General features: G+C 58.1%; 25 protein-coding genes. 16 read left to right on the top strand and 9 right to left on the bottom strand.

Annotation, left to right across the window (positions count from 1 at the left end; genetic code table 11):
* A partial coding sequence (locus HZA03_01410) for an IS110 family transposase (protein MBI5636606.1) occupies nt 1-121 on the top strand: 121 nt, incomplete at its 5' end.
* A 409-nt stretch (nt 122-530) separates the two neighbouring features.
* The gene (locus HZA03_01405) at nt 531-2,108 is read left to right on the top strand and encodes a hypothetical protein (protein ID MBI5636605.1); all 1,578 of its coding nucleotides are present in this window, start codon (nt 531-533) and stop codon (nt 2,106-2,108) included.
* Nucleotides 2,109-2,315: 207 nt separating this feature from the next.
* Here HZA03_01405 and trpS read toward each other — a convergent pair whose 3' ends face one another.
* The 8 genes from trpS to HZA03_01365 form a co-directional block, all read right to left on the bottom strand.
* Nucleotides 2,316-3,323, bottom strand: coding sequence for a tryptophan--tRNA ligase (gene trpS / locus HZA03_01400; protein MBI5636604.1), 1,008 nt, complete (start codon nt 3,321-3,323; stop codon nt 2,316-2,318).
* Nucleotides 3,320-4,024, bottom strand: a complete 705-nt coding sequence (locus HZA03_01395) for a site-2 protease family protein (GenBank protein MBI5636603.1) — start codon at nt 4,022-4,024, stop codon at nt 3,320-3,322. Before HZA03_01395 ends, trpS begins: the two co-directional genes overlap by 4 nt.
* Nucleotides 4,025-4,305: 281 nt before the next feature.
* Nucleotides 4,306-6,315 (bottom strand): fused MFS/spermidine synthase, encoded by a 2,010-nt coding sequence (locus HZA03_01390; protein ID MBI5636602.1) that lies wholly within the window; start codon nt 6,313-6,315, stop codon nt 4,306-4,308.
* 38 nt (nt 6,316-6,353) lie between these two features.
* Nucleotides 6,354-7,277, bottom strand: a complete 924-nt coding sequence (gene hemC, locus HZA03_01385) for a hydroxymethylbilane synthase (protein ID MBI5636601.1) — start codon at nt 7,275-7,277, stop codon at nt 6,354-6,356.
* A 6-nt stretch (nt 7,278-7,283) separates the two neighbouring features.
* On the bottom strand, nt 7,284-8,558 hold the full coding sequence (locus HZA03_01380) for a glutamyl-tRNA reductase (GenBank protein ID MBI5636600.1): 1,275 nt from the start codon (nt 8,556-8,558) through the stop codon (nt 7,284-7,286).
* A gap of 587 nt (nt 8,559-9,145) precedes the next feature.
* A complete protein-coding gene (locus HZA03_01375) occupies nt 9,146-10,222 on the bottom strand; it encodes a type IV pilus twitching motility protein PilT (protein ID MBI5636599.1) in 1,077 nt (358 codons plus the stop codon).
* A 1-nt stretch (nt 10,223) separates the two neighbouring features.
* Nucleotides 10,224-11,057 (bottom strand): shikimate dehydrogenase, encoded by an 834-nt coding sequence (locus tag HZA03_01370; GenBank protein ID MBI5636598.1) that lies wholly within the window; start codon nt 11,055-11,057, stop codon nt 10,224-10,226.
* Between the two features lie 6 nt (nt 11,058-11,063).
* The gene (locus tag HZA03_01365) at nt 11,064-11,969 is read right to left on the bottom strand and encodes a helix-turn-helix domain-containing protein (GenBank protein ID MBI5636597.1); all 906 of its coding nucleotides are present in this window, start codon (nt 11,967-11,969) and stop codon (nt 11,064-11,066) included.
* Between the two features lie 56 nt (nt 11,970-12,025).
* On the opposite strand from HZA03_01365, the gene lnt reads away from it, so the two are divergent.
* The 6 genes from lnt (at nt 12,026) to HZA03_01335 (ending at nt 18,096) form a co-directional block, all read left to right on the top strand.
* A complete protein-coding gene (gene lnt / locus HZA03_01360; GenBank protein MBI5636596.1) occupies nt 12,026-13,573 on the top strand; it encodes an apolipoprotein N-acyltransferase in 1,548 nt (515 codons plus the stop codon).
* A complete protein-coding gene (locus HZA03_01355) occupies nt 13,570-14,448 on the top strand; it encodes an SDR family oxidoreductase (GenBank protein ID MBI5636595.1) in 879 nt (292 codons plus the stop codon). The genes lnt and HZA03_01355 overlap by 4 nt, the downstream gene beginning before the upstream one ends.
* A gap of 180 nt (nt 14,449-14,628) precedes the next feature.
* Entirely contained in the window at nt 14,629-14,934 is a 306-nt protein-coding gene (locus tag HZA03_01350) for a HigA family addiction module antidote protein (GenBank protein MBI5636594.1), read from the top strand.
* A gap of 212 nt (nt 14,935-15,146) precedes the next feature.
* Nucleotides 15,147-15,881 carry a hypothetical protein gene (locus HZA03_01345; protein MBI5636593.1) on the top strand — a complete coding sequence of 245 codons (735 nt, stop codon included), beginning with the start codon at nt 15,147-15,149 and terminating at the stop codon, nt 15,879-15,881.
* Nucleotides 15,882-16,231: 350 nt separating this feature from the next.
* Nucleotides 16,232-17,131, top strand: coding sequence for an ATP-grasp domain-containing protein (locus tag HZA03_01340; GenBank protein MBI5636592.1), 900 nt, complete (start codon nt 16,232-16,234; stop codon nt 17,129-17,131).
* Nucleotides 17,128-18,096 carry a hypothetical protein gene (locus HZA03_01335; protein MBI5636591.1) on the top strand — a complete coding sequence of 323 codons (969 nt, stop codon included), beginning with the start codon at nt 17,128-17,130 and terminating at the stop codon, nt 18,094-18,096. The genes HZA03_01340 and HZA03_01335 overlap by 4 nt, the downstream gene beginning before the upstream one ends.
* On the opposite strand, the gene HZA03_01330 is transcribed toward HZA03_01335, so the two are convergent.
* Nucleotides 18,080-18,346 carry a SemiSWEET transporter gene (locus HZA03_01330; protein MBI5636590.1) on the bottom strand — a complete coding sequence of 89 codons (267 nt, stop codon included), beginning with the start codon at nt 18,344-18,346 and terminating at the stop codon, nt 18,080-18,082. The two genes, HZA03_01335 and HZA03_01330, sit on opposite strands and share 17 nt — an antisense overlap.
* 159 nt (nt 18,347-18,505) lie before the next feature.
* Between HZA03_01330 and HZA03_01325 the strand changes: the two genes are divergently transcribed.
* From HZA03_01325 to HZA03_01290, 8 genes are all read left to right on the top strand, one after another.
* The gene (locus HZA03_01325; protein ID MBI5636589.1) at nt 18,506-20,431 is read left to right on the top strand and encodes a PAS domain-containing protein; all 1,926 of its coding nucleotides are present in this window, start codon (nt 18,506-18,508) and stop codon (nt 20,429-20,431) included.
* Complete coding sequence (locus HZA03_01320; GenBank protein MBI5636588.1) at nt 20,428-21,792, top strand: diguanylate cyclase; 1,365 nt, start codon at nt 20,428-20,430, stop codon at nt 21,790-21,792. Before HZA03_01325 ends, HZA03_01320 begins: the two co-directional genes overlap by 4 nt.
* A 9-nt stretch (nt 21,793-21,801) precedes the next feature.
* Complete coding sequence (gene plsY, locus HZA03_01315) at nt 21,802-22,431, top strand: glycerol-3-phosphate 1-O-acyltransferase PlsY (GenBank protein MBI5636587.1); 630 nt, start codon at nt 21,802-21,804, stop codon at nt 22,429-22,431.
* Between the two features lie 48 nt (nt 22,432-22,479).
* The gene (locus tag HZA03_01310; GenBank protein MBI5636586.1) at nt 22,480-23,037 is read left to right on the top strand and encodes a response regulator; all 558 of its coding nucleotides are present in this window, start codon (nt 22,480-22,482) and stop codon (nt 23,035-23,037) included.
* A 17-nt stretch (nt 23,038-23,054) separates the two neighbouring features.
* Entirely contained in the window at nt 23,055-23,900 is an 846-nt protein-coding gene (locus tag HZA03_01305) for a pantoate--beta-alanine ligase (protein ID MBI5636585.1), read from the top strand.
* 2 nt (nt 23,901-23,902) lie between these two features.
* The gene (locus HZA03_01300; protein MBI5636584.1) at nt 23,903-25,132 is read left to right on the top strand and encodes a hypothetical protein; all 1,230 of its coding nucleotides are present in this window, start codon (nt 23,903-23,905) and stop codon (nt 25,130-25,132) included.
* A 71-nt stretch (nt 25,133-25,203) separates the two neighbouring features.
* Nucleotides 25,204-25,536, top strand: a complete 333-nt coding sequence (locus HZA03_01295) for a nucleotidyltransferase domain-containing protein (protein ID MBI5636583.1) — start codon at nt 25,204-25,206, stop codon at nt 25,534-25,536.
* Nucleotides 25,533-25,925, top strand: coding sequence for a HEPN domain-containing protein (locus tag HZA03_01290; GenBank protein ID MBI5636582.1), 393 nt, complete (start codon nt 25,533-25,535; stop codon nt 25,923-25,925). The genes HZA03_01295 and HZA03_01290 overlap by 4 nt, the downstream gene beginning before the upstream one ends.
* Nucleotides 25,926-26,582: the final 657 nt, after the last annotated feature.

The raw sequence follows: 26,582 nt of genomic DNA, 5'->3' as shown, positions 1-26,582 counted from the left end.
GGCGGGAAAACCGAAAAAAGTGGCCCTTATCGCCGTCATGCGGAAACTGCTGCACATCGCCTACGGCATACTTAAAAACAAAACCGCCTTTAACCCGAAATTGCACATGAAAACCGCTTGACGCGCAAGACCGTATCTACCATGACAAAGAAGGGCAACCCGCGCCTGCAAAACATTGAAGCCGTCCTGAAGCCTGCGGCCTAAAGCTGGCTGTTCATCCCGCGTAAGTGGTACCATAGGATTTATCCTGTGGTTGTTTCCGAAGGAAACAAGAACTCTTGGCCCTCACGGGCCAACAACAGGTTAAAACCTGTTGTACCGGCACAAAGGGCAACCCGCGCCTGCAAAACATCAGCCGTCCTCGAAGCGTGAGGCCTAAAACTTTCCGTCCATCCCGCGTAAAATGATTACCTCTGGTGCCTGGCGAATAAGTCGCATAGTCAAGCCTTGCCCCCCATCCCCTAATTGCGTCTTCCAGGCCTCCCTAATGTATGTGCTAGAGTAGGAAAGAATCGATTAGGAGCTTGGGCATGATGTGCGAAAGATATTATCTGGGAATTTGTTTCGTATCCCAATCTGCTGCCATTCAAGCGCCTATATTTGGCTTTTCTGAATTTATTTCAGCCTTAGCGTTATTGGCCATAATCTATACGGTAACTGATATCCAATATAAATTCCGGATTGCAATCGCTCCTTGTAACCTGGTTCATCTGACTTACTACCTCACAGTTATTATTGGGTTTGGAACGCTTCTGACGGATATTTGGATGAGGGAACAATGGTTGGTACCCTTATCATTTATTAGCCAATCAATATGGCAAGGATTACTCGGCGGCCTTTTCCTCTCACTTGCGCTAACTTGGATTTACTATGCTGCCATTAAGCCCCCCGTGTTCAGCGGAAAAAACTACCGAAAATATGCGCAGGAGCTATTTAAATTAATTTTGAAGGGATCAGAGAGCGAACTTCCAGTTATTGCGGCTGAATTAGCCCGATCCGCCGAACCTTTAGTTAGCCTCTCAAGACAAGATTCTCCTAAATGGCAGAACAACACCAAAACGAAAGAGGAAGGAAAGAAGCGCAATAGCGATGCCGGTGATTATGCTCATGACGTTTTGCTGCTAATCGGCAATCGGAAACTATGTAGGCATATTATTGCGTCGTCACCCGGGACAGCGATTGCATTCTTCAATGCTATCGCCAAAACCGGAAAATACGGCGTTCCAATAGGCCAATTCGCAAAAAACATCTCCACAGAGGCGATTAACAGCAAAGACTCGATCTTGTATCATGAAGATGAAGGCTACGATTCCGGGTTAATTGGATATTTGAAACCCTTTAGCAAGACTATATATGGCAACTATCAGCTAGTGGAAGCGCTAGGTTCTAATCACGGCTCCCCGCTTGATATTCACTATGAGGCTGTCTGGGCATGGGACGCATCTCAGCTTGAAGCTTATTCAAGGGCCGTGCTAATCACCCTAAAAAGCTACCTTGATAGTGGCAGTTGGGGCCAACACTCCTTTGTCTTGTACCGTGCTCTTGAGAATATAAAAAGCTCATCACTCCGGGAAGTTTACAAAATCAACGATATTCCGTCAGATTATTATTCAACGGATATTTACAAGAGATTCACAGTTGCGGTCAGTTTTGTTAGAGATGCCATAAAATCAATTGAGCAACATAATTCACCAGCACCAGCTAAGCTACGGGTGCGGGAGCGGAAGGATTGGGACTTTTACGACCATATCGCGGAACTTATGTTTGAGATCATATTCTCTGCCGCTTCAGTAAAGGCACCGCCAGATAAGTGTTGGGGCATTCAGCACAACGCGGTGTGGGGTAAGTTTTTTGGATTATCCGGGAATGGCAAATCGTGGAAGATCGTCAAATTTAAACTTCGGCGATTGCTTTATGATGAAATACTTCGGATGGGGGGATTTCCAAATTATAAGTCTTTCAGAATTTTAGGGTTTTGTCTGAATGTAATGGGGCTTAAAACTGGGAAGAGAAGTGAAATAAACCGCGACTACACTCCACTTCACTCCACTTCACAAAGCAGTTCTTTCATGGACCAAGGCCAACTATTTGCGTTTGCGGGTTATTAATCCAGATGTTGCTGAATCATGCCTCATAGGGAACATTAGTTTTGACGAGCAGGGGAATCGGCTAGTTGCAACGTATGCCAAAGGATTGACCAAGGAAGCCCCTAAAACATATTTGGAACTTAGAAAGGATGAAAGGCCCATTCAATAATTTGTCGCAAAGCTTTTATTCGACAAAAAAAGTTGGCGTGGAGCCATCCCCCGCTTCCGCTACTCGAAATCGGGGAGGGAGATGCCGATGGCGTCTTCGGCGGCGCGCAGCGTGGCCTCCGCCACCTTGCGGGCTTTCGCGGTGCCGTCGTGCATCACCTCCATCACCTTCTTCGGCCGGGCCGCCCACACGGGGCGCTCGGCGTCGAACTTCGCCATGCGGGCGGCGATGTTCTTCACCAATATCTTCTTGCAGTCCACGCAGCCGATGGCGGCGGAGCGGCAATCCTTATCGATCTGCGCGCAGGTGGCGGCATCGCTGAAAACCTTGTGGAACGAGTGGACGTGGCACACATCCGGGTTGCCGGGGTCGTTGCGGCGGACGCGCGCGGGGTCGGTGACCATCTGCCGCAGAATCTTGTGTTCGCGCTCGGCGGGGGTATCCGACAAAAAGATGGCGTTGCCGTAGCTCTTGCTCATCTTGCGCCCGTCGAGTCCGGGGAGTTTTTTCACCTCGCCCAGTTTTCCTTCGGGCAGCACGAAGACTTCCTTCTTATATATCTGGTGGAAATGCCGGACGATCTCGCGCGTCAGCTCCAGGTGCGGAAGCTGGTCGATGCCCACCGGCACGAGGTGCGCGTTGTAGAGCACGATGTCGGCCGCCTGCAGCACCGGGTAGCCCAAAAAGCCGTAGGTGTGCAGATCGCGGCTGCTGACGTTTTCCATCTTCTCCTTATAGCTCGGCACCCGCTCCAGCCACGGTATCGGCGTTATCATGGAAAAAAGCAGGTGCAGCACCGCGTGCTGCGGAATGAGCGACTGAATGAACATGGTGCAGGTGTCGGGTTTCAGCCCCGCCGCCAGCCAGTTGATGCCGATGTCGATGACGTTTTCCTTGAGGTTGGCCGTATCCTCGTAATTGGTGGAGAGGGCGTGCCAATCCGCCACGAAATAGAAGCAATCGTAATCCTTCTGCATCTCCACCCAGTTTTCCAGCGCGCCGAGGTAGTTGCCGAGGTGGAGCTTGCCGGAGCTTTGCATGCCGCTCAGGACGCGTTTCTTCGTCATACCAGCAGATTCACGATGCCTTCAATCAGCGGCCAGATGACGTGCCGGACGATTCCCAGCGGATCGAACAGGATGATGACCATCAGCAGGATGACGCCGACCGGCTCTATCCGCGAATAGGCCGCGGCGGCTTTGTGCGGCAGGAGGCCGACCATGATCCGCCCGCCGTCCGCCGGGGGGATGGGAATCAGGTTGATGACCGCGAGGATGACGTTCAGCAAGACGGAATAGTAGAGCATGCCGACGATGGGGAACATGATGGGCGAAGCGTCGGCGGGGATAAGCTTCTGGTTCATGAAGGCGATGTAGTAATCGGTCCGCGAATCGAAAAAACCGGCCCCCCATATCAGCAGGGCCGAAAAGAGCGCCAGCAGCAGGTTGGTGCCCGGCCCGGCGGCGGCCACCCAGACCATATCCTCCTTCGGGCGGCGCAGCGCGAAGAAATTCACCGGCACCGGCTTTGCCATGGCGAAGAGCATGCCGGTTGAAAAGAAGAACACCAGCGGCAGCAGGATGGTGCCGAACGGGTCTATATGGTGTATCGGGTTGAGCGACAGGCGGCCCATCCGCAGGGCTGTGTCGTCCCCCTTGCGGTAGGCCATGTAGCCGTGCGCGATCTCGTGCAGCACGATGGCGAAAATAAGCGGCAGCGCCATCACCGCGATGGTCTGCACCGTTGAAAATTCCCTTACTGGCGGCATTGGGTGAAAATACTGCATCCACCGGTGAAATGCATCCAAAAACTTAACCCGGATTATTGGCAGTGGCTTATTTTCCCGGCAGGACACGCATTCTTGCGTGTCATCGGCCCGACGGGCCGACCTGCTTGCCGCTCCGCGCCAATGTCACACAGGATGGGAGGAGCGGAATGGCTTTTTTCCATCCGCTCCGGAAAAAAGCGGACAGTCTGCGGGACTGTTCCGTCTTTTTCACACAAGCGCCTCGGCGCGCAGTGTAAATGGCCTATAGGCCGCTGTGTGACCTACCTGAATTTCAGCAGCGTCCAGACATCCGATTTGGCGTCGCTCCAAAATGCCACCGGCCCGCCCGGCTTGTGCCAATGCGGATCGCCGGTGGTGAGCGCATCGAACAGCGCCGGGCCGCGCGCGAGCGCCACCCAGACGGCGGTGAATTTTTGCTCTTCCTCAACCGCGGGCGCGATATGCCGGGCTATGCGCAACCCCAGCGACGCGGCATTCCCGCGCAGCACCGGCAAGAGGTCGACGTGCCGGTTGGATATGTTGTACATCAGCAGCCCGTCCGGCGCCAGCTTTGCCAACGCCTCGCGCGTAAATTCGGCGGTGATGAGGTGCGCCGGGATGGAGCCGCTGGTGAACGCGTCCACCACGATCAGGTCGTACGACCCATTGGGGGCGTTGCGCAGATTGAGGCGGCCATCGCCGGTGATGATGTTGACCTCCGCCCCGCTTTCCGCAATATACGTGAAATGGCGGCGCGCCAGACCGGCCACCACGGGATCCAATTCATAAAAATCGTAGCGGCCGCCCGCCTTGCCGTAGGCGGCCATCACCCCGGCCCCCAGCCCGATGACCGCCACGCGCCGCACCGCCGGAAGCCGCCGCAGGGCGAGGCCGACGCCGCTTTGTTCATGATAATAAGCCAACGGCTCGCCGCCGCCGATGCGCTGGATGCCGTGGATATGGGTGCCCGCCACCAGTTGCCGGTACGCCGCGCCGTCATTGTTCCGGACATCCTCCACCCGGTATGTGCCGTAAAAGCTCCGCGCCGCCTCCACCACCTCCGTATGCCACCCCATCTCCTGCCGCGCCCAACCCAACGTGGCGACGGAGACAAGCGCCAGATTGAAAGCCAGGGCGGCGGAGCGGCGGAGCGGAAAATCCGACGTCACGATGAGAAAAATCGCCGCCAATATGACGAGGCTGAACTCGAACTGCGTCTTGAAAATCAGCGGCGCGATAATGCCGGCGCCGATGCTCCCCAGCAGCCCCCCCAGCGATATGTGGAGGTAAAACGAGGTGAGCAGGAATTTGTGCGGCTTCTCCCGCTCCAGGTTGCCGTGGAAGAACATCGCAATGCCGAAGAGCGCCGCCAACGCCACCGCGATTTTTGCATAAAACGGCGCGGCGGCCCGCCCGTCGTGAAACAGCAGCAGCAAGAGTATCGGTATCAACACCGTTAAGGCGCGCAATTGGCCGGCGCGGGAAACGGCGGGAAAGGCGAAGCAGATGACAAACGAAAGGAGGTAGAGGGCGAGTGGCAGCACCCAGAGCAGCGGAAAATTCACCACGTCCTGCGTGAGGTAATGGGTGATAACAATGAGCGCCGCCGACGGGATCATGCTCCGCACCACCCAGCCGCGCCGCGTTTTCGGCGCGACGGCGGGCGCGGCCATTTCGCCTGGCGCGGCCGGCGCGGCGGAGGTTCTTTCCGCCGTTGAATGAAAACAGTAAACGCACGCGGCAACAAGCGCGGCGTAGAGCGCGTAGAGCGCCGCCCATAGCGCCGCCTGCATGCCGGTGGAGATACCGGTTTCAATCAGCAGCGGATACGCGAAAAGGCCCGCCAGCGATCCGGCGTTGGATACCACATACAGGATGTAGGGATTGGCGCCGCTGTACCGCGCATCGGCGGCAAGCCATCGCTGCACCACCGGGCTGGTGGTGGAAAGGACAAAGTAGGGAACCCCCACGGTGGCAAGAAGAATCAAAAAAATGCCGGCGGGAGGTTCAATGCCGTGGCCGTACGTTACCGCGAACGGCACAAAGAGGAGCGACAGCGCCGTGAGACCGGCCTGATACATCAGGTGGCGGCGCGCGCCGTACTTCGTCACCACCCAGTGCGATGAGGCATACCCGGCGAACAGAAGGAGTTGGAAAAAAATGACGCAGGTAAGCCAGACCGCCGCGCCGCCGCCGAAGAGCGGCAAAATCATTTTTGCCACCATCGGCTGCACGAGGAAGAGAAGGAACGCCGAAAGACCTATCGTGGCGGCGTATACCATGTATGCCATAGCCGCCATTTTATCAGATGCGCCGGATCAGAGCGGGGTCAGGCGTAGAATTCGGCCAACACCTCTTCGGCGCCCGCCCGCAGGAGCGTTTCGGCCAAGCGCACGCCCGCCTCCAGCCGCTTGGCGGGGTTGACGGCGATGGTCTCGCGGAAGTAGCGCTTGCCGGCGAGATCGCTCACCAGTCCTTCAAGAATAAGCGTTTCGCCGCTGATGACGCCGTATGCCCCAATCGGCACCTGGCATCCCCCGCCGAGGCGGCCAAGGAACGCGCGCTCCGCCTCCACGCAGATGGCGGACGGCTGGTGGTGCAGGCGGCGGACGATGGCATTCACCTCTTCGTTCCCCGCGCGGGTTTCAAGGGCGAGCGCCCCCTGTCCCACGGCGGGAAGGGAGATGGCGGGATCGAGCAGTTCGGTGATGTCGTTTTCATAGCCGAGGCGTATCATGCCGGCGGCGGCGAGAATGACGGCATCCCATTTTCCCGATTCCATCTTCTTAAGACGGGTCTGCACATTGCCCCGCACGTCGACTATCCGGAAATCGGGGCGGACGCGGAGCAACTGGCACTTGCGGCGGAGCGAGCTGGTGCCGATACGCGCGCCTTGCGGCAAATCCCTGAACGCCACGCCGCGGCTCACCAGCGAATCAAGCGGGTTTTCGCGCTTCGTGATGATCGCTACTTCCAGCCCTTCCGGCACCGCCGTCGGCACGTCCTTCATGCTATGCACCGCGAGGTCGATCTCTTCGCGCAGCATCGCCTCTTCTATTTCCTTGGTGAACAGCCCCTTGCCGCCGACTTTCGCCAGCGGCACGTCCAGTATCTTGTCGCCGGTGGTCTTGATCTTCACCAGCTCGACCGAGCCGACTTCCACGAACTTCAACATTTCGCCTTTTATGTGTTCGGCCTGCCAGAGGGCGAGCGGCGACGAACGGGTGCCGATGCGGAGGTGCAGTTTCGCCATGTGTGGTTATTCCAGGTTGAAAAGGTGTTTGGCCAGCTCGGTGATCGAGCGGCGGTGGTGCGGGTCTTCGCCTTTCACGGCGTGACGTTTCAGTTGCAGGGTGGGGTCGTGCAAAATCTTGTTCACCATCGCGGACGCCATCGCGTTGACCGCCTCGCGCTGCTTGTCGTCGAGGTTCAGCCGCGCGAAGGTCTTTTGCAGTTCGCGCTCCTTGATCTCCAGCGCCTTCTGGCGCAGCGCCACGATCATCGGCTCCATCTCCAGCTGGTCCAGCCAGTCGGAAAAGCGCGAGACCTCGGCCTGGATGATCTCCATCGCCTTCACGGCCTCTTTTTCGCGCTCCCGCCGGTTGGCGTCCACCACCTTGCCGAGGTCGTCGATGTCGTAGAGGAACACGTTCGGGATGTCGTTGACGGAAGGCTCAATATCGCGCGGGACGGCGATATCGATGAAAAAGACCGGCCGGCCGGCGCGCGCGCGCATCGCCTTTTCCACCATGTCGCGCTTGATGACGTAGTGCGGCGCGGCGGTGGAGGAGAGCACGATATCGGCGTCGGCGAATTCGTCGGGGAACTGCTCGAACGGCACGGCGCTGCCGCCCAGCTTCACGGCCAGGTTCGCGGCGCGCTCATAGTGGTGGTTGGCCACCAAGATGGTCTTCACCCCCTGGTTGACGAGGTGTTTGCCGGCCAACTCTATCATCTCGCCCGCGCCGATCAGCAGCACGGTGCGCCCTTCGAGGCTGCCGAAAATCTTTTCGGCCAGTTCCACGGCGGCGTACGAGATGGAGACCGCCGATTCGGCCACGGCGGTTTCGGTACGGACCCGCTTGGCCACGCTGAACGCTTTTTCAAAAAGCTGGTTCAGGATGCGCCCCGTCGCTTTCACCTTGCGGGCGTTCTGGTAGGCATCCTTCACCTGCCCCAATATCTGCGGCTCGCCCATCACCATCGAGTCGAGCGAGGAGGAGACCTTGAAGAGGTGCTCCACCGCCTGCTCGTGGGCGTAACTGTAAAAGTACGGTTCCAGCGAGCCGGCATCCAGCTCATGGTAACGGTAGAGGAAATTCTTGAGCGCCTGCAGGCCTTTTTCGGCATCTTCCACATGCGCGTAAATTTCCACGCGGTTGCAGGTGGAGAGGATGACCTTTTCGTCGATCTCGGGGATTCTGGCGAAGATTTGTTCCGCCGCCTCTTCCAAATGTTTTTGGTTGAAGGCGAGCTTCTCCCGCACCTCCACCGGAGCGGTGTTGTGATTGAGACCTAAAATTACCAGCGCCATGCGTTCTATTATCCCCTCAAGCGGTGGATTCTCCAACCTCCCGTCAAATCAATATTTTATTCTCTTATTTCCAGGCCCATCGAGTCAAGAAAATGGTGAACCCATGCCTCATTTTTTTTCGTGCCGTTTTTTGGTGAAAACATGGGGAGAAGGAAGAAATTTTTTTGCGTGAATGCGATAGTAACGAAGCATGTTGAAAGCGGAAACCAACAGCTTTAAAAACAGCGATTTCTCCTTGTGAAAAAAAATTTGTTGATAACTTTTCACGGCGGATGTACCGCAGTTCGCAACTCCTTTGTTTTTGGCAGCTTCCCGGTAACGCATTGTAAACATACGCCGTACTTATTGGTTACGACTTAGGCAAAGAGTAAAAATGGGCCTATTTTATGGCCCAATTCTTTGGTGGCGGTTTTTCTCCACAACTTATCCACAGATGCTGTGGATAAGATTTTTGAGGCGGCGCGACAATAACCTTGCCATATCAATTTAGAGGTGGAACTATCGCCTTCCCGCCGCCGGTTCCCGCGCAATTCCCGCCCCGGCAGCATCCGCCGACGCATCGGAAAACAGTTCCCGCGAACCGCGGATCAACCGAAATCGTCGGGCGGCTCTTTGAGGAACGGCAGGAACCGCGCTTTTTCGATGCACTTGGCGTACGCCTCTTCCGGGCTGATCCACCCCTTCTGCACATGCCCCAGGATGGCGTCGTCCAGCGACTGCATCCCGAATTTTTTCCCGGTTTGGATCATGGAGGGGATCTGGAAGGTCTTTGCTTCGCGGATCATGTTCGAGATGGCCGGGGTGACCACCAGTATTTCCAGCGCGGCGCAGCGCCCCTTTTTATCGATGCGCTTGAAAAGGTTTTGGGCCACCACCCCTTTCAGCGCTTCCGACAGCGTGGTGCGTATCTGCCCCTGCTGGCTGCTGGGGAACACGTCGATGATGCGGTCGATGGTTTTGCCGGCCGACGGCGTGTGGAGCGTGCCGAAGACCAAGTGGCCGGTGGCGGCCGCTTCCAGCGCCAGCGCGATGGTTTCCAGGTCACGCATTTCGCCGACGAGGATGATGTCCGGGTCTTCGCGCAACGCGCCGCGCAGGGCGGCGGAGAAACTTTTGGTGTCGCGGCCGATTTCGCGGTGGTTGATGAGGCACCCCTGCGGCGTGTGGACGAATTCTATTGGGTCTTCAATGGTCAGGATGTGATCCTTGCGCACCTTGTTGGCGTAATCGACGATTGCCGCCAGCGTGGTCGATTTGCCCGATCCGGTGGGGCCGGTGACCAGCACCATCCCCTTGCCCAGCAGGGCGAACTTTTTGCACACCTCCGGCAGGCCGAGATCCTCGGCGGTGAGTATCTTCTGGGGTATCTGGCGGAACACGGCGGCGATGCCGTTTTTTTGCATAAAGAAGTTGGCGCGGTAGCGCGCGAGGCCGGGTATTTCGTAGCCGAAGTCGATGTCGCCGGTCTCTTCAAAAAGCTTCACCTTTTCTTCCGGCGCGATTTCGTACAGCATCGATTTGAGTTCATCGTTGCCGAGCAGCTTGTACTTGATCCGCTCCATCTCGCCGTTGATGCGGACGATCGGCTGGTTGCCGGAGGCGAGGTGGAGGTCGGAAGCCCCCTGATCGTTCATCAGCTTGAAAAACGCGTCTATCTTTGCCACGTTACGTTCTCCCCAATTTCGCCTTGAGCAGTTTTAGCGCCGCGTCCTCGGGAAACTTTTTTCCGGTCCACAGCCGGAACGATTCGCTTCCCTGATACACCAGCATCGCCAGCCCGTTCATGGTATCGGCCCCCGCCTTCCGCGCCGCGGCGAGGAAGCGGGTCTCCACCGGCGCGTAAATTATATCATAGACAAGTTGCCCCTTGCGGAAAGCCGGATCGCGCAACGGCAACGGGTCGCCCTTCTTCATGCCGAGTGGCGTGGCTTGCACGACAAGATCGGCTCCGCGCAAAGCGGCCGGGACAAGCGGCGAGCCGCTCAAGATAAAATCGGCTGAACCGAACGCGCGCAGCACTTTCACCAAGCCGGCGGGCGAGCGCCGGCTGATGACGGTCAACCGTTTCACTCCAGCACGCAAAAGCGAAACGCCTATTGCTCGCGACGAACCGCCGGAACCGATGACGACGGCGGTTTTGCCTTTCGGCATAAACTTGGCATTTTCAAGAGATCGCAAAAAACCGATGCCGTCGGTATTCGTGCCCGACAGCTTCCCGTTGCGGTTGATAACCGTGTTCACCGCTCCTATATCGCGCGCTTCCTGCGTGATTCCGTCAAGGTGTTTCATTACTTTCACTTTGTGCGGCACCGTCACGTTTACCCCCGCGATGCCAAGCGCGCGCAGCCCCTCAACAGCTTTTTTCAATTGCGCCGGTTCCACATCGAACGCCACATAGGTATAAGGCAGCCCCAGCTTCTTCGCGGCGAAGTTGTGCATGAGCGGCGAAAGGGAATGGGCGACGGGGTGGCCGATGATGCCGAGGACGTTATCCGGCATGCCGCCTCATTCTGGCAATGGAACCGGCCAGTTGCGGACGACCTTGTTGGAAGAGGCGCTGGGAATCTCGACCGGCGTGCCGTTCACCTTCACCTTCAGATAAAAGGAGTTGCCGGTGGTGAGCACAAACTTTTGGTTGCCGCGCAGGAAAACGGTTTGCCCGGCGCGAACGTACATATCGCGCACATCGGTATCGTCGATCAGCACATAGACCCACACGTCCTGCTCGACGGCGGTAAGCCCCATGCTGTACCTGTACGCCCGCTGGGCCGGTTCCTGATCCGGCTCCGCCTTGGGCCTCTCGGCCGGTTCCGGTTTCACGGCGGCCGGTTTTTCAACTGGTTTCTCAATTGGCTTCACGGGGGCGGATTCGGATATTTTCACCGCCGCCGTTTCGTGGGCATTGACCGGCTCTTCCGCGGGCGGTTGCTCCGCCGCCGCCGGAAGCTGCGGCGGAGGAGGCTCCACCGGCACCGCCAACAGGTCTTCTTCTTCCGGTTTTTGCACTACGGCGGTTTCCCGCGGCGCGGTGGAGCGCGTGATAAACACCGCCAGCAGGGCCACCACCAGCAAAATCCCCGCTCCAGCGGCGATCAGCGGGAAATTGCGGTTGAACTCGTCTTTTGAAATGAGCGGCAGCTTACGCTCTTCGGGCACCAAGGGCTGAAATGGCTTCAACGGTTTCTTGACCGCTTCGTATTCCGCCACCAGGCTGTCGGCGTCCATGCCGAGATGCGAGGCGTAAGAGCGCAAAAAGCCGGTAACAAACACCGGCGCGGGAAGGGCGTCGAAATCGTTCTCTTCCAGCGCCAGCAGAAATTTTTGGTTGATGCGCGTTGCCTTGGCTATTTCGTCCAGGCTCACGCCGCGCATTTCGCGCTCTTTTCTCAGCCGTTCACCCAGTCCACTCATAATTGTTTTAATTTTAAGTTCTTTTTAGGTCAAAATGGCAATAAATTATCAAGCATATGAGAAAAAATTTTTTCGGGGGGTATCCGGGGGGCCGGCCGGCCGGTCTGGCCCTGTTGAGCGGCATACTGCTCACCCTCGCCTTTCCCCCGTTCGGCCTTCATTTCGCCGCATTTTTCGCCTTTGTCCCGCTCCTTGCGGCGCTGGACGGCAAACGGCCCGCCACCGCGCTGCTGCTGGGGCTTGCCGCCGGCTTCGTTTTTTTCGCCGCCACCATCCCCTGGCTCTATACCGCCCTTTCGGTGTACGGCCACATCAATACCCCCCTGAGCATTTTGTTGATGCTGCTGCTGGACATCTATCTCGCGCTGTTTTTCGCCATCTTCGCCTGGCTTGCCTCACGATGCACTCCCGGCGAAGCGGTGATAATGGCTCCCGTTTACTTCGTGGCGCTGGAGTGGGCGCGGGAAACGCTCTTTAGCGGTTTCCCCTGGGCCTTGCTGGGGGAAAGCCAGTACGCCGCGCCGGCGATGATACAGATCGCCTCCTTCACCGGCGTGGCGGGGGTTTCGTTCCTAATCATGTTCGTCAACGCCGCCGTAAACTATTTCCTGCGTCAGGTGAAACAGGGAGCCGCATCACCGCTCATACCGTTGGCGGCGCTGGCGGTGGTGGCGCTCAACGTTTTTTGGGGAATGGGTGCAATCGGCGCGCTGGAAAAGGCCGGGGGCGTCCCCTTCACCGCCGCGCTGGTGCAGGGGAATATCGCGCAGGATGAAAAGTGGGATCCGCGGTTTCAGGACATGGTGATGGGCCGCTACCTCGGGATGACCCGCGAAGCGGCGCTGAAAAAACCGGACATCATCATCTGGCCCGAGGCGGCGGTGCCGTTTTATTTCGGCAACGCGCCGCATTACACCGGGGCGGTGCGGGCCGCCGCGCGCGAAACGGGAACGCCGCTGCTTTTCGGCGGGCTGGCATTTGAGCGCGGCCCGCTGGGCGAAGACCGTTATTTCAACAGCGCCTTCCTGATCGCCCCGGACGGGCGCGAATACCGCTACGATAAAATCCACCTCGTCCCCTTCGGCGAATACGTGCCGTACCGGAGCATCCTCTCCTTTGCGCGCAGCGTCACCAATGTCATCGGCGGCGACGTTACCGCGGGCGAAAGCACCGAGCCGATACGCGTGGACGGCGTCACCGCCGGGATGCAGATATGCTACGAGATCATTTTTCCCGAAGGCTCGCGCGCCTTCGCGCAACGGGGGGCGCGCCTGATGGTGAATTTGACGAACGACGCGTGGTACGGCCGCAGCGCCGCCAGCGCGCAGGAGATGACGGCGCTCCCGTTCCGCGCGGTGGAGAACCGCCTGCCGGTGCTGCGCGCCGCCAATACCGGCATCTCCGCCGCCGTCACCGCATCGGGAAAAATCGTGCATCCCACGGCGCTTTTTGAAACAATAACCGCGGTGGAAACGGTGATTATCCCCCCGGTTGCCGGGCAGACCTTTTACACCCGCTTCGGCGGGGTGTTTGCCTACGCCTGCGTGGCAATGGCGGTTTGGCACTTTATCGCGGGCGGGTGGCGGCGGAGGAAAGAACCGTGAAAATCCTTGTTACCGGAGCGGCGGGGCAGATAGGCCACCGCGTGGCGCTGCACCTCGCGGCGCGGCACCATGTGGTGGCGGCTGTGCGCACCGGCGGCATTCCCGGCATCGAGAACGTAACGATGGACATCGCCGAGCCGCTCTCCGTGCGGATCGCCGTGGACCATGTGATGCCGGACGCGGTGGTGCATTGCGCCGCCATGACCAACGCCGACGATTGTGAAAAAGACCGCGCGCTCTGCCGCCGGGTGAACGTGGACGGCGCCCGCGCGCTGGCGGAAGAATCGGCCCGCGTGGGCGCGAAGCTGGTCTACGTTTCCACCGATCTCGTCTTCGACGGCGCAAAAGGGAACTACGCCGAAGACGACAAGCCGAATCCCCTCAGCTATTACGCCGAAACGAAACTCGAAGGAGAGCGGATAACCGCCGCCACGATGGCCGATTACGCCATCGCCCGCACCGCCGTTGTCTTCGGCAAGGGGGGCATCCCCCCGCGCGGGTTCGCCGTCTGGCTTGTCGAAACCCTGCGCGCGGGAAAAAAAGTGCGGCTTTACACCGACCAGTTCCGCAGCCACTTTTATCTGGGCGATTGCGCCGCCGCCATCGGCCTGATGCTGGAGAAAAAACTCACCGGCCTGTATCACCTTTCGCCGGGGAGGAAGGAATCGCGCCACGCCTTCGGCATGGCGCTGGCCGAAAAGCTGGGCCTTGACCGCTCGCTGATCGAAGCCATCGGTATGGACGACGCCGCGATGGACGCCAAACGCCCCAAAGACTGCTCGCTCTCAAACGCAAGGTTCGTGGCGGCCACCGGTTTCGAGCCGTCGGCGCTGGGCAAAAGCCTCGAATACCTCAAATCGGAATTTGAAGGATGAACTTCGGTGTCTCAGTTTGAAACTAATGCTTGAATGGAGCATGAGATTGCTTCGCTAACGCTCGCAATGACAGTGATTTGTCATTGCGAGGCCATCGAAGATGGCCGCGGCAATCTCAAACTGATATACCACCTGAACTTCACAGAGATGGATATTTGATTATCATTAGGAGGAAGTGTCATGCGAATGAAAAGACCACCACATCCCGGCCTGTCGGTGCGGCACGATTGTCTGGAACCTTTGGGGTTATCCGTGACTGAAGGGGCGAAAATCCTGGGTGTGACGCGGCAAGCCCTGAATAACCTGGTGAACGGCAAGGGGGGCATTTCGGCGGAAATGGCGATTCGGCTTGATAAGGCGTTCGGCGGAGGCGCCGAAACATGGCTCCGTCTGCAAATGGCCTACGATTTGGCCGGGGCGGAAAAGAAGGCCGGAAAAATGAGAGTGACGCGGGTACGGAACAAAACCGAAGGTGTGAATGTGTAGCTTATGGCCGGCGATGGTGGCATCAAGCCTGAATTAGGGGTCAAGATGCCTTTTGGCGAAGTAGCCGCCATATGGCCCACTCTCAATAATTTAAGAGGCTGCGCGGTTAAATTAACCTAGACCACAACCCCTTCTTTAATCTTCTGCAATCTTCTACATACTTGGAACTGTCGGAAGTTGCTTTGTCTGCCAAGTACGGCTATCTTCATTCGATGAAGCAATTCGAGGCGGTAATCAAAGTCATGGAAGAAAATGGCGGTTATGCCACTCTTGGATTTCTAAATCAAAATGTTCTTAAAATAAAAGATTGCGAGTGGAAAACCAAAACCCCATTCGCAAGTATTCGCAGGATTGTTCAAGATGAAAAATATTTTTTCAAAATAAAACCCGGCTTATGGGCTTTAAAGTCACGTCAAAAAGCGCTTCCACCTGACATAATACCGAAACAATCAATTTCTAAATCTGAGCAATTAACACTAAACCATAGCTATTATCAGGGATTGCTTGTTGAAATTGGAAAAGTGAAAAAGTACGAAACATTTGTGCCAAGCCAAGATAAAAACAAACTCTTTTTAGGGAAAACGTTGGGGGAAATTAGCTCTCAGGAAAATTATTATTTGTTTGGCTACGACCATTTTGTGAGGAAAGCAAAAACTGTTGATGTTTGCTGGTTCAATGAAAGAAGAATGCCCAGTGCCCTTTTCGAAGTCGAACATTCTACAGACATCCAGAATTCCTTGCTCAAGTTCGTTGAATTGCAGGATTTCAATACCACGTGTTTTATTGTCGCAGATAAGGTGCGTGAGAGAGAATACAAAAGCAAACTGGCCCTTGCGGCCTTTTCTCCAATTAAAACAAAGGTTCAATTCGTGGATTATGAAAGATTGGTCGAATGGCATACAAAGGCTTTAGGAATGGAAGAACTTGAAAAAACAATCAGATACTAAGGGGATGTTATTGCATGTGCGACAACGTAATCAAACATAAAAACCATTTTGAAAAACAATTTAATGCCTTTGTGAAAAATCATAAAGGGTTTGGAAAGAACGACTTTCCCGAAGAAACGACTTTCCCGAAGAGATGATTGGCTTGTTGGATTCTTACATCGAAAAAAAAGGAGACGGCCTTTGCATGGATTTGGTAGTAGAAAGAAGAAAAATGGCCAAATTGGTTTATGCCTTTCTAGTCGATCTCAAGTCTGCCTCAAAATGATATTAAATAATCGGATTTTGGCGATTTCAGTTTGACTTGGGAATAAGCCTGATTATGTGGGCAGCCGAAAAGGGAAAGCTGAAAAATGCGGCTGCTGGCTGTTGAGTATGCGTGCGCGGGCGGCGAAGGGGGCGACCCCTTTTTTGCCGAAGGGCGCGCCATGCTGGCCGCCCTCATCAACGATTGTCAAAAGGCCGGCTTCGACGCCGTCACCAGTCTGGTTCATCCCAATTTCGATTGCGGCGGCATCCCCGGCGAAATCGTATACGTTCGCGGCGATCTTCTTGACACCGCACGGGAGGAGATGCGCCGCCACGATGCCGTTTGGGTCATCGCCCCGGAAACGCGCGGCAGACTTTTGGACTTCACCCGGCTGGCCGAATCGCTGGGGAAGCGGCTGATCGGCTCTTCCTCCCACGCCGTGGAAACCTGCGGCGACAAGCTGCTCGCCAGCCAATGCTTGCGCGGCGTGGCGGCCATGCCGGAGAGCCGCCCTTTTGATGGAACGTGCGGCGATTTTCCCTGCGTGGTCAAACCAACGGATGGGGCGGGCTGCGACAACACGTTTTTAATCCAAAATTCCGATGATCTGGCCGCTCTCAAACTGCCGGATGACATCGGGTTCATCACGCAGCCATTCATCCCCGGCGAGCATTTTTCCGCCGGTATCGTAAGCTGCAATGACGACGTGGAACTGTTGGGCGTCTGCCGCCAACAAATAACGGTGGCCCCGCAACTCCGTTTTGAAGGGGTGGAAGGGCCTATCGATTACCCGCATTCCGAAAAAGTGGCCGCGATGGCCCGCGCCGTGAAATCGGCCATCCCCGCGTTGCGCGGCTATTGGGGGATGGATTTTATCGATGACGGCTTCGGCGCGCTGACGCTCATCGAGGTCAATCCGCGCCTTACTTCCTCCTATCCTTTATATAGCGCCGCCGCGCCGTTCAAGATCCCCCGTTACGCCATCTTCGGGACGAAGCAATGAATTTTCTCGGATTGGACATCGGCGGGGCATTCATCAAGCACGCGCTGCTATCGGCGAAGGGGAAACCGGCGCGCGGCATCGTGCCATTCGAGCTGTGGAAACAGCCGGAAAAATTGGCCGCAATCCTTAAATCGCTCAAGCCCGAAAAACCGTATGCCGTTGCCATCACCATGACCGGCGAGTTGTGCGATTGCTTCAAAAACCGCCGCGAGGGGGTAAGGCATATTGTGGATGCGGCGCAAAAAGCCTTCGGCTCCGTGGCGGTCTATTGCGTGAAGGGGGGATTGCTTTCACCCGGACAGGCGGTGCGCCGCCACCGGGAAGTGGCGAGCGCCAACTGGCCGCTAGTGCCGCGACGCCTGTCGCTTCTCGCCAAGAATTTTCTAATGGTGGATATCGGCGGCACCACAACGGATCTCACGCCGGTGCGGGATGGCCGCATCGCCAACAACGGTTTTACCGATTACGCCAGGATGTGCCATGGCGAATTGCTTTATACCGGAGCGCTGCGGACGCCGCTTCCGGCGGTAACGGGCGCGCTGACGATAGGCGGCAAAAAAATGCCGCTGGCCGCCGAGACGTTTTGCATCATGGCGGACGCGCATCTGCTGCTCAAAAATATCAGGCCGCGTGATTATGCCTGCCCCACGCCGGATGGCGGCCCCAAAACCGCGCGGGCGACGGCGCGGCGGCTTTCACGCGCGTTTTTGGCGGATGACGGCGAGCTGGGTAAAAACGATCTGCTGGCGGCCGCGCGCGAAGCTGCGGACATCCAGAGCGCGCAGGTGGTTGGGGCGGCGCGGCTGTTTAACCTGCCGGTTATCGCCGTGGGAACGGGAGCTTTCATCCTGGAACCGGCGTTCGCGGCGGGAATATTGACGCGGCATCCGCTGGCGGCGGCGAAAGAGGTGGCGGCGCTCGACCCGTCGCTGGCGCTGGCGTGGCTTATTAAGGGCGGCGCGTGAGGTTCTGTATCTTTATCCCCAGGATAAAGAGGATGAGAAAAAACGTGACGGTGTTCGCCACGATCATCGGCAACGACTTCATCAGTACGCCATAAATAGTCCAAAGCCCCACGCCAACGGTTAACATCACCAGCATCACCAATGATATGTCGTCCGTCTTGCGCGTGCGCCATGTCCGCGCCACCTGCGGCAAGAACGCGATGGTGGTGAGCGTCCCGGCAAGAAATCCCAGCGCGTCAAGGCGGTTCATCCGCGCCATTGAACCACCAAACCGCCCCGCCGCGCAAGGCAAACGCCCGCCGCGCATCCGGAGCGGTTGCGCCGGCGCCCTTCCCCGCCGCCTCATTTGTGCGGGGGCAACCGGCCTCCGTACAGGGTATAATTTCCCCACTATGCACAGAGATGACCGGTGAACCGCTATACGGCCAATGACGCCCCGCGCATCCTCATCGTCGAAGGGAATCAGCGGGGGGGGGAAGCCGCCGCCGGACGGATCGCCGCCTACTTTGAAAAGCGGAGCATTCCCATAACGTGCGATTGGGTGAATTCGGTGGAACGCTCGCTGGTGCAGGTAAGGTACTACGACTACGACGCCGCGGTGGTCGCCATGCATCCGCAGCCGGACGAATCGGGCGTCGATTTTATCGAACTCATGGAGCAGCGCCACTACCGCTTTCCCGTATTGCTGATCGCCCCGCCGGACGGCGGAGCGGAGGCCGCGGAGGAGGCGTTCCGGCGGGGGGCCGCCGGCGTTATCGTGCGGGGGGAGCATTATCTTGACGCGCTCCCCGAGGCGGTTGATAACGCCATCCTCCAGTTCCGCGCCCGGCGCGAGCAAGAGAAGCTGGCGGACGACGTGCGGGAAAAGAACAAGGAACTCCGGGCGCTGAACGATATCCTCGCCCGGCAATCGGTCCGCTTCCTCAAGCTCAAGAAGGAGCAGGAAAGCCAGCGGCGCAGGATGGAATCGCTGCTCAACGCCATGTCCGACGGCGTGGTGTTCGTCAACAGCCGCCGCGAAATAGAAATGCTCAACCCCGCCGCCCGCGCCATCTTCCGGACGGAAGGGACCGGCGGCGGGTTTTCGCTCGACGACCTCAAGGCGTTCACCGGCATCGATCCTTTCGACCGCCGGGCGGAAGACGAGACGCCGGCCGCCATTTTTTCCGTCGATTACCATGTCGCCGCGCGGATTGTGGAAGAAGACGGGGCGCAGACCGGCCGCATGGTGGTGCTGCGCAACGTGACGCAGGAGAAAGAGGTCGAACGGCTCAAGGCGGAATTCCAGTCGATGGTATCGCACGAGCTGCGCACGCCGCTCACCGCCATCCGGGGCGCCGTGGAAAATTTCCTGCGCGGCACGCTGGGCGGCATCACCGAGCAGCAGAGGGTCTTCCTCACCATGATCCTGCGCAACGTGGAACGGCAGACGCTGCTTATCAACGATATGCTCGACCTGGCAAAGCTGGAGGCGAACATGATGTCGTTGAAGGCCGCCCAGATGGAGCCGGAATACGCGGCGCGCCTTTCCCATGAATCGTTCCGCTACGCCTGCGCCGAAAAGGGAGTGACGCTCACGCTGATTCTGACGGAAGGGCTTCCCAAAATCTACGCCGACGAGCGGATGGTCTGCCAGATACTCGACAACCTCCTCTCCAACGCCCTCAAGTTCACCCCCAACGGGGGCACGATCAGTCTGGAGGCGGTTCCCCTCGCCGAACCCGATCCGGCGGTCGCCTTCCGGGTGATCGACAGCGGCATCGGCGTGCCGGATCATCTGAAAGAAAAAATATTTGACCGCTATTTCCAGGCCGACTCCTCCATCCAGCGGCAATACAAGGGAACCGGGCTGGGGCTGGCCATCTGCCGCAAGATGGCGGAACTGCACAACGGCACGGTAACCGCCGCCGACGCGCCGGGCGGGGGCGCGGTATTCACCCTCCGGCTGCCGGTATCGCTGGCATTGCGGAAAAAAATCGTGTTGGCGGTGGCCGACCCCGGCCAGCGCGGAAGGGACGAAGAGGTGCTGCGCCGCGAATTTCATTGCATCACCGCCGTGCCGGGGGATAACGTGCCGGCAAAAATCGCCGAGACCCTTCCCCAGCTGGTCATTATCGATTATCTTGGAGACGGCATGAACGGCTTTGGCATATACGGCGATATGAAGAAAAACCCCGCCACCGCGCGGATACCGGTGATTTTCCTGGGAGACGGCCTGACCGAGGGCGACAAGGTGCAGGCCCTCAAGGCCGGGGCGGCGGACGTCATCACCCGCCCCTACAACGCCGGCGAATTCCTCGCGCGCGTCAAACGCACGGCGGGAGGCGCCGCGTGACTCCCATCAAAATCCTGCTGGTCGACGACGAGCGGGATCTCCTGCTGAACATGGAGACGGCGCTCAAGGCCGAGGGCTACCGCGTGATCACGGCGGAAAGCGGCGGGGAGGCGATAGCGATGGCGCGCGGCGAGCGCCCCGACCTTATCATCATGGACGGCATGATGCCGGACATGGACGGCTTCACCGCCTGCCGCCATATCAAGGAAGACCCCGCCACCGCCGACATCAACGTCATCTTCCTCACCGCCAAGGACATGACCGCCGACATGGTGGAAGGTCTCGACAGCGGCGCCATGGACTACATCACCAAGCCGTTCCGTTACGACGAGCTTTTCGCGCGGCTGCGTTCGTTCCACCGGCTGTACAACTACCAGAAAAAACTGGGGGCGATGGTCGAATTTTCCAGCGCCATCAACCATCTCGACATCAGCAAGCTGGCCGCCGAGGTTCAGGCCAATCTCACCAATGTCATCCGGGTGGAGCTCTACTCCATCTTCCTGTACGACGAAAAACGGCGCCAACTGGAGTTGGTCGTCTCCAACCACCCCCACCTGGCCGAGGCCGGCGAACTGGCGATCGGCGTCGATCAAACGCCGCTGATGCGCGCCGTGGTGGAGCAAAAGCGGATCATCCACGTCAGCGAATTCTCCAAGTCCCCCTATCGCGCCGGACACCGCGAGAAATACCACGACGACTACGCCATCGGCGTGCCGCTCATCATGGGCGACCGGCTCATCGGCGTGATGAACCTCAACGGCAATTCATACGGTTTCTTCAACAAGCCGGATTTCACGTTCATCCGGCTCGCGGCGGAACATATCGCCAGCGCCATCTCCAACGCCCTGCAATACCGGAGAATCCAGGAGATGGCGGTGACCGACGCGCTGACCGGCGTCTTCAACCGCCGCCACTTTTTCGAGCAGCTCGCGGCGGAGTGGGAGCGCTTCGAACGCTACAAAAGCGCCCTTTCCATCATCATGGCCGATGTGGACTTCTTCAAGAAGATCAACGACACATGGGGACACCCCTGCGGTGACGTGGTTTTGGCCGGGACGGCGAAAATCCTGAAAGGCCACCTGCGCAAAGTGGATACCGTCGCCCGTTACGGCGGCGAGGAATTCGTGATCCTGCTCCCCGAAACCGCCAGCGAAGCGGCCGCCCTCGTGGCCGAGCGCATGCGGGCCGACATCGCCAGCCACGCTTTCATGTGGGACGGAAACGTTATCCGCGCGACCATCTCGCTGGGCGTGGCGGACGTCATGGAAGAAGGGGTAACGCTGGCGGAACACCTTCTGCGGAACGCCGACCAAAAACTGTACCGGGCCAAAGAATCGGGCCGCAACCGGGTTATCCGCTAAACCGCCGCCATGCCGTTTTCCGCAACGCTCCTCATCAGCTACCTGATCGGTTCCATACCGTCGGCCCTTATCGCCGGCAGGATACTGCTCGGCATCGACATCCGCACCGTCGGCAGCGGCAACGCGGGCGCCACCAACCTCTACCGCCTCGCCGGGCTTCGGCCTTACCTCGTTGTGCTGGCGGCGGATATTCTGAAAGGATACGCCGCCACCGCGTGGGTGGCGGGCGACGCCGGTCCCGGCATGGACGGCGTTCATGCGATGATCGCCTGCGGGCTGGCCGCCGTCGCCGGGCATATCTTCACCATTTTCGCCCGCTTCAAGGGAGGCAAAGGGGTGGCCACCGCGGCGGGCATGATGCTGGCGCTTGCGCCGGGCCCCCTGCTCGCCGCCGTGATGGTCTACCTCGCCATCCTCTATTTCACCAGCTACGTTTCGCTCGGCTCCATCGGCGCGGCGCTTTCGGTGCCGGTGACGCTGGCGGTTTCGCATTTCGCGCTGGGGGTTTCCACCCGCGCCGAAATACAGGCCGCCGCGGCGGCGATGGCGCTCCTCATCCTCTTCACGCACCGCGGAAACATCGCGCGGCTGCTCAAGGGGGAGGAACGCAAGACGGAGTTTTTCCGGAAGGGCCGGTGAGTCCGTGTCGACTTGCACGTCATTGTGTGATAATTTTATGAAACAATCATGAGCGAACCAACAAAAGCCCTTATCGTCGACGACGAAGACGTTATCCGCCAGATGGTCGGCCGTGTGCTCAAATACATGGGCATCGAAAGCGAGTTGGCCGACAACGGCTTTCAGGCCCTGGAAAAACTCGAAGCCGGCCGGTTTGACGTCATCATCGCCGACATCCGCATGCCGAACATGGACGGCATGGAGCTGCTCAAAATCGCCGGAAAGAAATATCCCGAAATCGACGTCATAATCATGACCGCCTACTCGGCGAAATATTCCTATGTCGACGTGGTGGAGGCCGGCGCGGCGGACTTCATCAACAAGCCGTTCAGCGTGGAAGAACTGAAAGCGAAGATGGAGCGGGTGCTGCGCGAACGGGCCACGATGAAAGAACTTATGCGCAAGTCCGCCCAGCTTGAAAAAGCCTACACGGACCTGTTGGCGCTCAAGGATGAGGAAGCGCGGCTCTGCAACGGCGTCAACCGCGAGAAGGAATTCCTCGCGGGGGAAATCGAGCGGCTGAAACAGGACAACGTCCGCCTGCGGTCCAAAGGCGGAGACAAATAATCCGGCATCCCCGCCACGTGAAAAAAAAACCGGTCATTATCCGCTCCCCCGCCGCCATGATTCGATGGAGCGCCGGCCTCAAGGGAACTCTCGGCTTTGTTCCCACGCTTGGCGCATTGCACGAAGGCCATGCGTCGCTGATCGAACGGGCGCGGCGCGAAAACGATACGGTGGCCGTTTCGGTCTTCGTCAATCCGTTGCAGTTCACGCCGGAAGGATTCCGCAAATACCCGCGCACCCTCGCCGCCGACGTGAAAATCGCCGGGGCGGCCGGCGCATCCGCCATCTTCGCCCCTTCGCCGGAAGCGATGTACCCCGTCGGGTTCCAGTCGCACATCGTCCTGCCGCCGCTCTTTGCCGCGTTCAAACAACAGAACATCGAATGGCACTACCGGGGGGTGCTGCAAGTGGTGATGAAACTCCTTCAGATCGTCCTGCCGGACCGCGCCTACTTCGGCCTGAAAGACCCGCACCAGCTTGCGCTGATCGAGCGGATGGTGGCGGACTTCAACGTCCCGGTCGAAATCCGCCGCTGCCCCACCGTGCGCGAGCGGGACGGGCTGGCCCGCTCATCGCGCAACGCGCTGCTCGCGCCGGTGGAACGGGCCGCCGCGCCGGTGATTTACCGGGCGCTGTGCGCCGCCCAAAAAGCGCTGCGCGGCGGCGAAACCCCGGCGCGGGCGATGCGCGCGCTGAAGACCGCGCTGGCGGCGGAACCGCTGGCCCGGCTGGAATACGCCGAGATAGTCGACCCCGCCACGTTCGCCCCGGTGCGCCGCGGCGCGCGCGAGGCGCTTGCCTACGCCGCCGTCTGGATAGGTGAAAAACGGCTGGCCGATAACATCCGCTTCCGTCTGAAGTAATTGTGGCGGCCATCCTCTATTTCGTCAGCGGTCATGGTTTTGGCCATGCGGTGCGATCATCGTTGGTAATTCGTGAACTCTCCGCGCGCGGCTGCCATTGCACGATTGTCAGCTCCGCGCCGCAATGGATTTTCGACGCCAACCTCGCCGGGTGCGATTACGCATACCGCGCCATGACGGTGGACGAAGGGGTTTTCCAGATCGACAGCCTGCACAACGATCTTGCGCGCACACACGAACGCTGGCGGGCGTTTGTGGACGGCGCGGAACAGTGGCTCGAAGCGGGCATGGCTCTTGTCCGCGAGACCGGCGCGCGCGGCATCGTTTCCGATGTCGCTCCGCTGGCCTTCCCGCTGGCGCGGCGCACGGGACTTCCGTCGGTTCTGACCGCCACGTTCACGTGGAACTGGATTCTGGACTTCTACCGCGATGAAAACCCCGCCTTCACATCGATTGCCCAAAGGCTGCGCGAATGGTACCTGATGGCCGATGCGATGATCCATACCCCGTTTGCCTACGGCTTGCCGCCGGTAACGCCGTCGTTCCACGTGCCGCTCATCGCCAAGAAAGCAGCCGCGGGAAAACGGGAAATCAGAAAGCGGCTGGGATGGGAGGATGTCCCGCATTTTTTCGTCTCGTTCGGCGGGTGCGGGGTGAACGGTCTCGATGCGCTGCGGCTGCGCGAAATGCCCGGCTGCCGCTTCGTTTTTTTAGGAGAGGCAAACGCGCGTGAAGGCAACATCATCCACCTTGCCAATAGCGATCCCGCTTTATTCATCGAAAAAAGCGGGGAAACCGTCAAGCTTTTGAAAAGACGCGGCGGCGAAGTATTTTTCGAGGGAAACATACATGACAGTATGTTGACCGGGAAAAACGCAAGCCAACGCGAAAATTTTCAAAAGATCGGCGGTTTCCATGTGTCGCATCAGGAATTGGTGGCGGCTTGCGACGCGGTGATTGGCAAACCGGGATACGGCACGGTGGCCGAATGCGTGCTGAACCGCACACCGTTCGTCTACACCTCGCGCGGTAAATTCGCCGAATACGAACCGATGGCGGCGGAGATGAATGAATACATACCCACGCTCCACATACCGCATGAAGAGCTGTTCGCGGGCGGCCTGCGGAATTATCTTGACCGCATCCCGCCATTTACCGCGAGCCACAAAACCGATCCCGGCACCGGCGCGCGCGACGCCGCCGCCATCATCCTCCGCCGGTTTGGGATTTAACCATTCATTAGCGCTCATCCAAACCGCCCACAGCCCCGCAAGGGAATCTTCGCGTGTGGTAAGATAGCAACATGAAAAAGTTGGCCAAAGAGGAAGTTCTGCGGATCGTGCGGGAGCTTCACGCCCGGCTTGACGCTGTGTACGGCGACCGGCTGAAAGGGGTTTACCTCTACGGCTCGTATGCGCGGGGCGACGCGCGGGACGACAGCGACATTGATGTTGCCGTGGTGCTGGCGGGGGAAGTGAATAGCAGGCAAGAGAGGGAGAAAATCGGCGACTTTGTTTCCGACCTTTGTCTTCGAGAAAATTGCCTCCTCTTGACCATGTTCATTTCCGAAAGTGAATTCAAGGAACAACCCTTTTCCCTTCACCGCAATATCGTGGCGGAAGGTATTCCCGCGTGACGGACGAATCCCCTATCCACCTTGAACGGGCTGATGAATTTTTGCGGGATGCAAGGGTCTTGTTGGAGTCCGGGGGGTTCGGCAGTTCAATCAGTCGTTCATACTACGCGGCTTTTCATGGGGCAAAGGCGGTATTGTTCCGGTTGGGCCATGACAGGAAATCCCATCACGCGGTCTGGTCGGCGTTTGGGAATCATGTCGCCAAGCCCGGTCTGATTGAAAAAGCATTCCATCGCGGGAGTCTCAACCTTTTTCTAAGCCGCATTGAAAGCGACTACCTTCCCCGTAAAAAGGATACGCTTGAGGATGCCCAACAAGCCCTCTCCTTCGCCGCTGAATTTGTTTCCGCTTGCCGGGTATTTGTGGAGAGCCGCGAAATGGGCGCATAGCCTCCTTTGTCGTTGGGTGTGGCGCCGCCATCATCTGCCGTCGCTTCGCGTTGTAGGAGGCCGAGGTCGCATCATGGGATCACTGCATATTGCAAATAATATCCATCACGGCCTTTCCTCTTTGCATACAACACACTCCTCGGCTAAATTTCACTTAGCTATTACTTTTAATCGCGGAACAATTTCTAGCCCACGTTGAGACTGATACTGAAATTCACCTATTACGTTTACAATGCGGCCGAGTCGGCCATCTGCACTCTGTATTTTTGAAGGAGCTGTCTCCCTTCCAAAGTCAACATGATAAACCCCATCGTTGTTAAAATAGAGGGCTTTGTTTTTATCGATTCTCTGAAGGAGTTCCCCAATAAAAAGGAAGCAAGCAGAAGGATTGACTCCGTCAAAATCAGATAGCGGGGTGTCAAACCAAGTATCTCCTCCCTCAAAAAGAGAAACAAAAGCAAATCCCCCCTTGCAGAACTTCTTGGCTTCATTTGCATCTGATATACCTGGGGGTGTACTATACACAGCGTCTTAAATAATTGCGCATAGTCTTTTAAGCTGTCCGTTTGGCCTCAGCCATTTATCCAACTGTTTTCCGATAACGACAATCAACTCCTCAAGGCTTTTGAAATACCTGTTATGGGTGCATAGGCGTCG

This window comes from Nitrospinota bacterium (assembly GCA_016217735.1).
Classification (GTDB): domain Bacteria; phylum Nitrospinota_A; class UBA7883; order JACRGQ01; family JACRGQ01; genus JACRGQ01.
Note: the sequence above shows the minus strand (reverse complement) of the source record. Positions and strands in the feature narration are given on the sequence as shown.

What these genes read in the sequence shown, in the direction of transcription:
- HZA03_01365 (MBI5636597.1), bottom strand. Translation starts at nt 11,969, where the DNA reads ATGAGTGGACTGGGTGAACGGCTGAGAAAAGAGCGCGAAATGCGCGGC.
- HZA03_01330 (MBI5636590.1), bottom strand. Translation starts at nt 18,346, where the DNA reads ATGAACCGCCTTGACGCGCTGGGATTTCTTGCCGGGACGCTCACCACC.
- HZA03_01395 (MBI5636603.1), bottom strand. Translation starts at nt 4,024, where the DNA reads ATGCCGCCAGTAAGGGAATTTTCAACGGTGCAGACCATCGCGGTGATG.
- HZA03_01390 (MBI5636602.1), bottom strand. Translation starts at nt 6,315, where the DNA reads ATGGCATACATGGTATACGCCGCCACGATAGGTCTTTCGGCGTTCCTT.
- HZA03_01310 (MBI5636586.1), top strand. Translation starts at nt 22,480, where the DNA reads ATGAGCGAACCAACAAAAGCCCTTATCGTCGACGACGAAGACGTTATC.
- lnt (MBI5636596.1), top strand. Translation starts at nt 12,026, where the DNA reads ATGAGAAAAAATTTTTTCGGGGGGTATCCGGGGGGCCGGCCGGCCGGT.
- HZA03_01370 (MBI5636598.1), bottom strand. Translation starts at nt 11,057, where the DNA reads ATGCCGGATAACGTCCTCGGCATCATCGGCCACCCCGTCGCCCATTCC.
- HZA03_01350 (MBI5636594.1), top strand. Translation starts at nt 14,629, where the DNA reads ATGCGAATGAAAAGACCACCACATCCCGGCCTGTCGGTGCGGCACGAT.
- HZA03_01295 (MBI5636583.1), top strand. Translation starts at nt 25,204, where the DNA reads ATGAAAAAGTTGGCCAAAGAGGAAGTTCTGCGGATCGTGCGGGAGCTT.
- HZA03_01345 (MBI5636593.1), top strand. Translation starts at nt 15,147, where the DNA reads ATGAAGCAATTCGAGGCGGTAATCAAAGTCATGGAAGAAAATGGCGGT.
- HZA03_01335 (MBI5636591.1), top strand. Translation starts at nt 17,128, where the DNA reads ATGAATTTTCTCGGATTGGACATCGGCGGGGCATTCATCAAGCACGCG.
- trpS (MBI5636604.1), bottom strand. Translation starts at nt 3,323, where the DNA reads ATGACGAAGAAACGCGTCCTGAGCGGCATGCAAAGCTCCGGCAAGCTC.
- HZA03_01405 (MBI5636605.1), top strand. Translation starts at nt 531, where the DNA reads ATGATGTGCGAAAGATATTATCTGGGAATTTGTTTCGTATCCCAATCT.
- HZA03_01340 (MBI5636592.1), top strand. Translation starts at nt 16,232, where the DNA reads ATGCGGCTGCTGGCTGTTGAGTATGCGTGCGCGGGCGGCGAAGGGGGC.
- HZA03_01380 (MBI5636600.1), bottom strand. Translation starts at nt 8,558, where the DNA reads ATGGCGCTGGTAATTTTAGGTCTCAATCACAACACCGCTCCGGTGGAG.
- hemC (MBI5636601.1), bottom strand. Translation starts at nt 7,277, where the DNA reads ATGGCGAAACTGCACCTCCGCATCGGCACCCGTTCGTCGCCGCTCGCC.
- plsY (MBI5636587.1), top strand. Translation starts at nt 21,802, where the DNA reads ATGCCGTTTTCCGCAACGCTCCTCATCAGCTACCTGATCGGTTCCATA.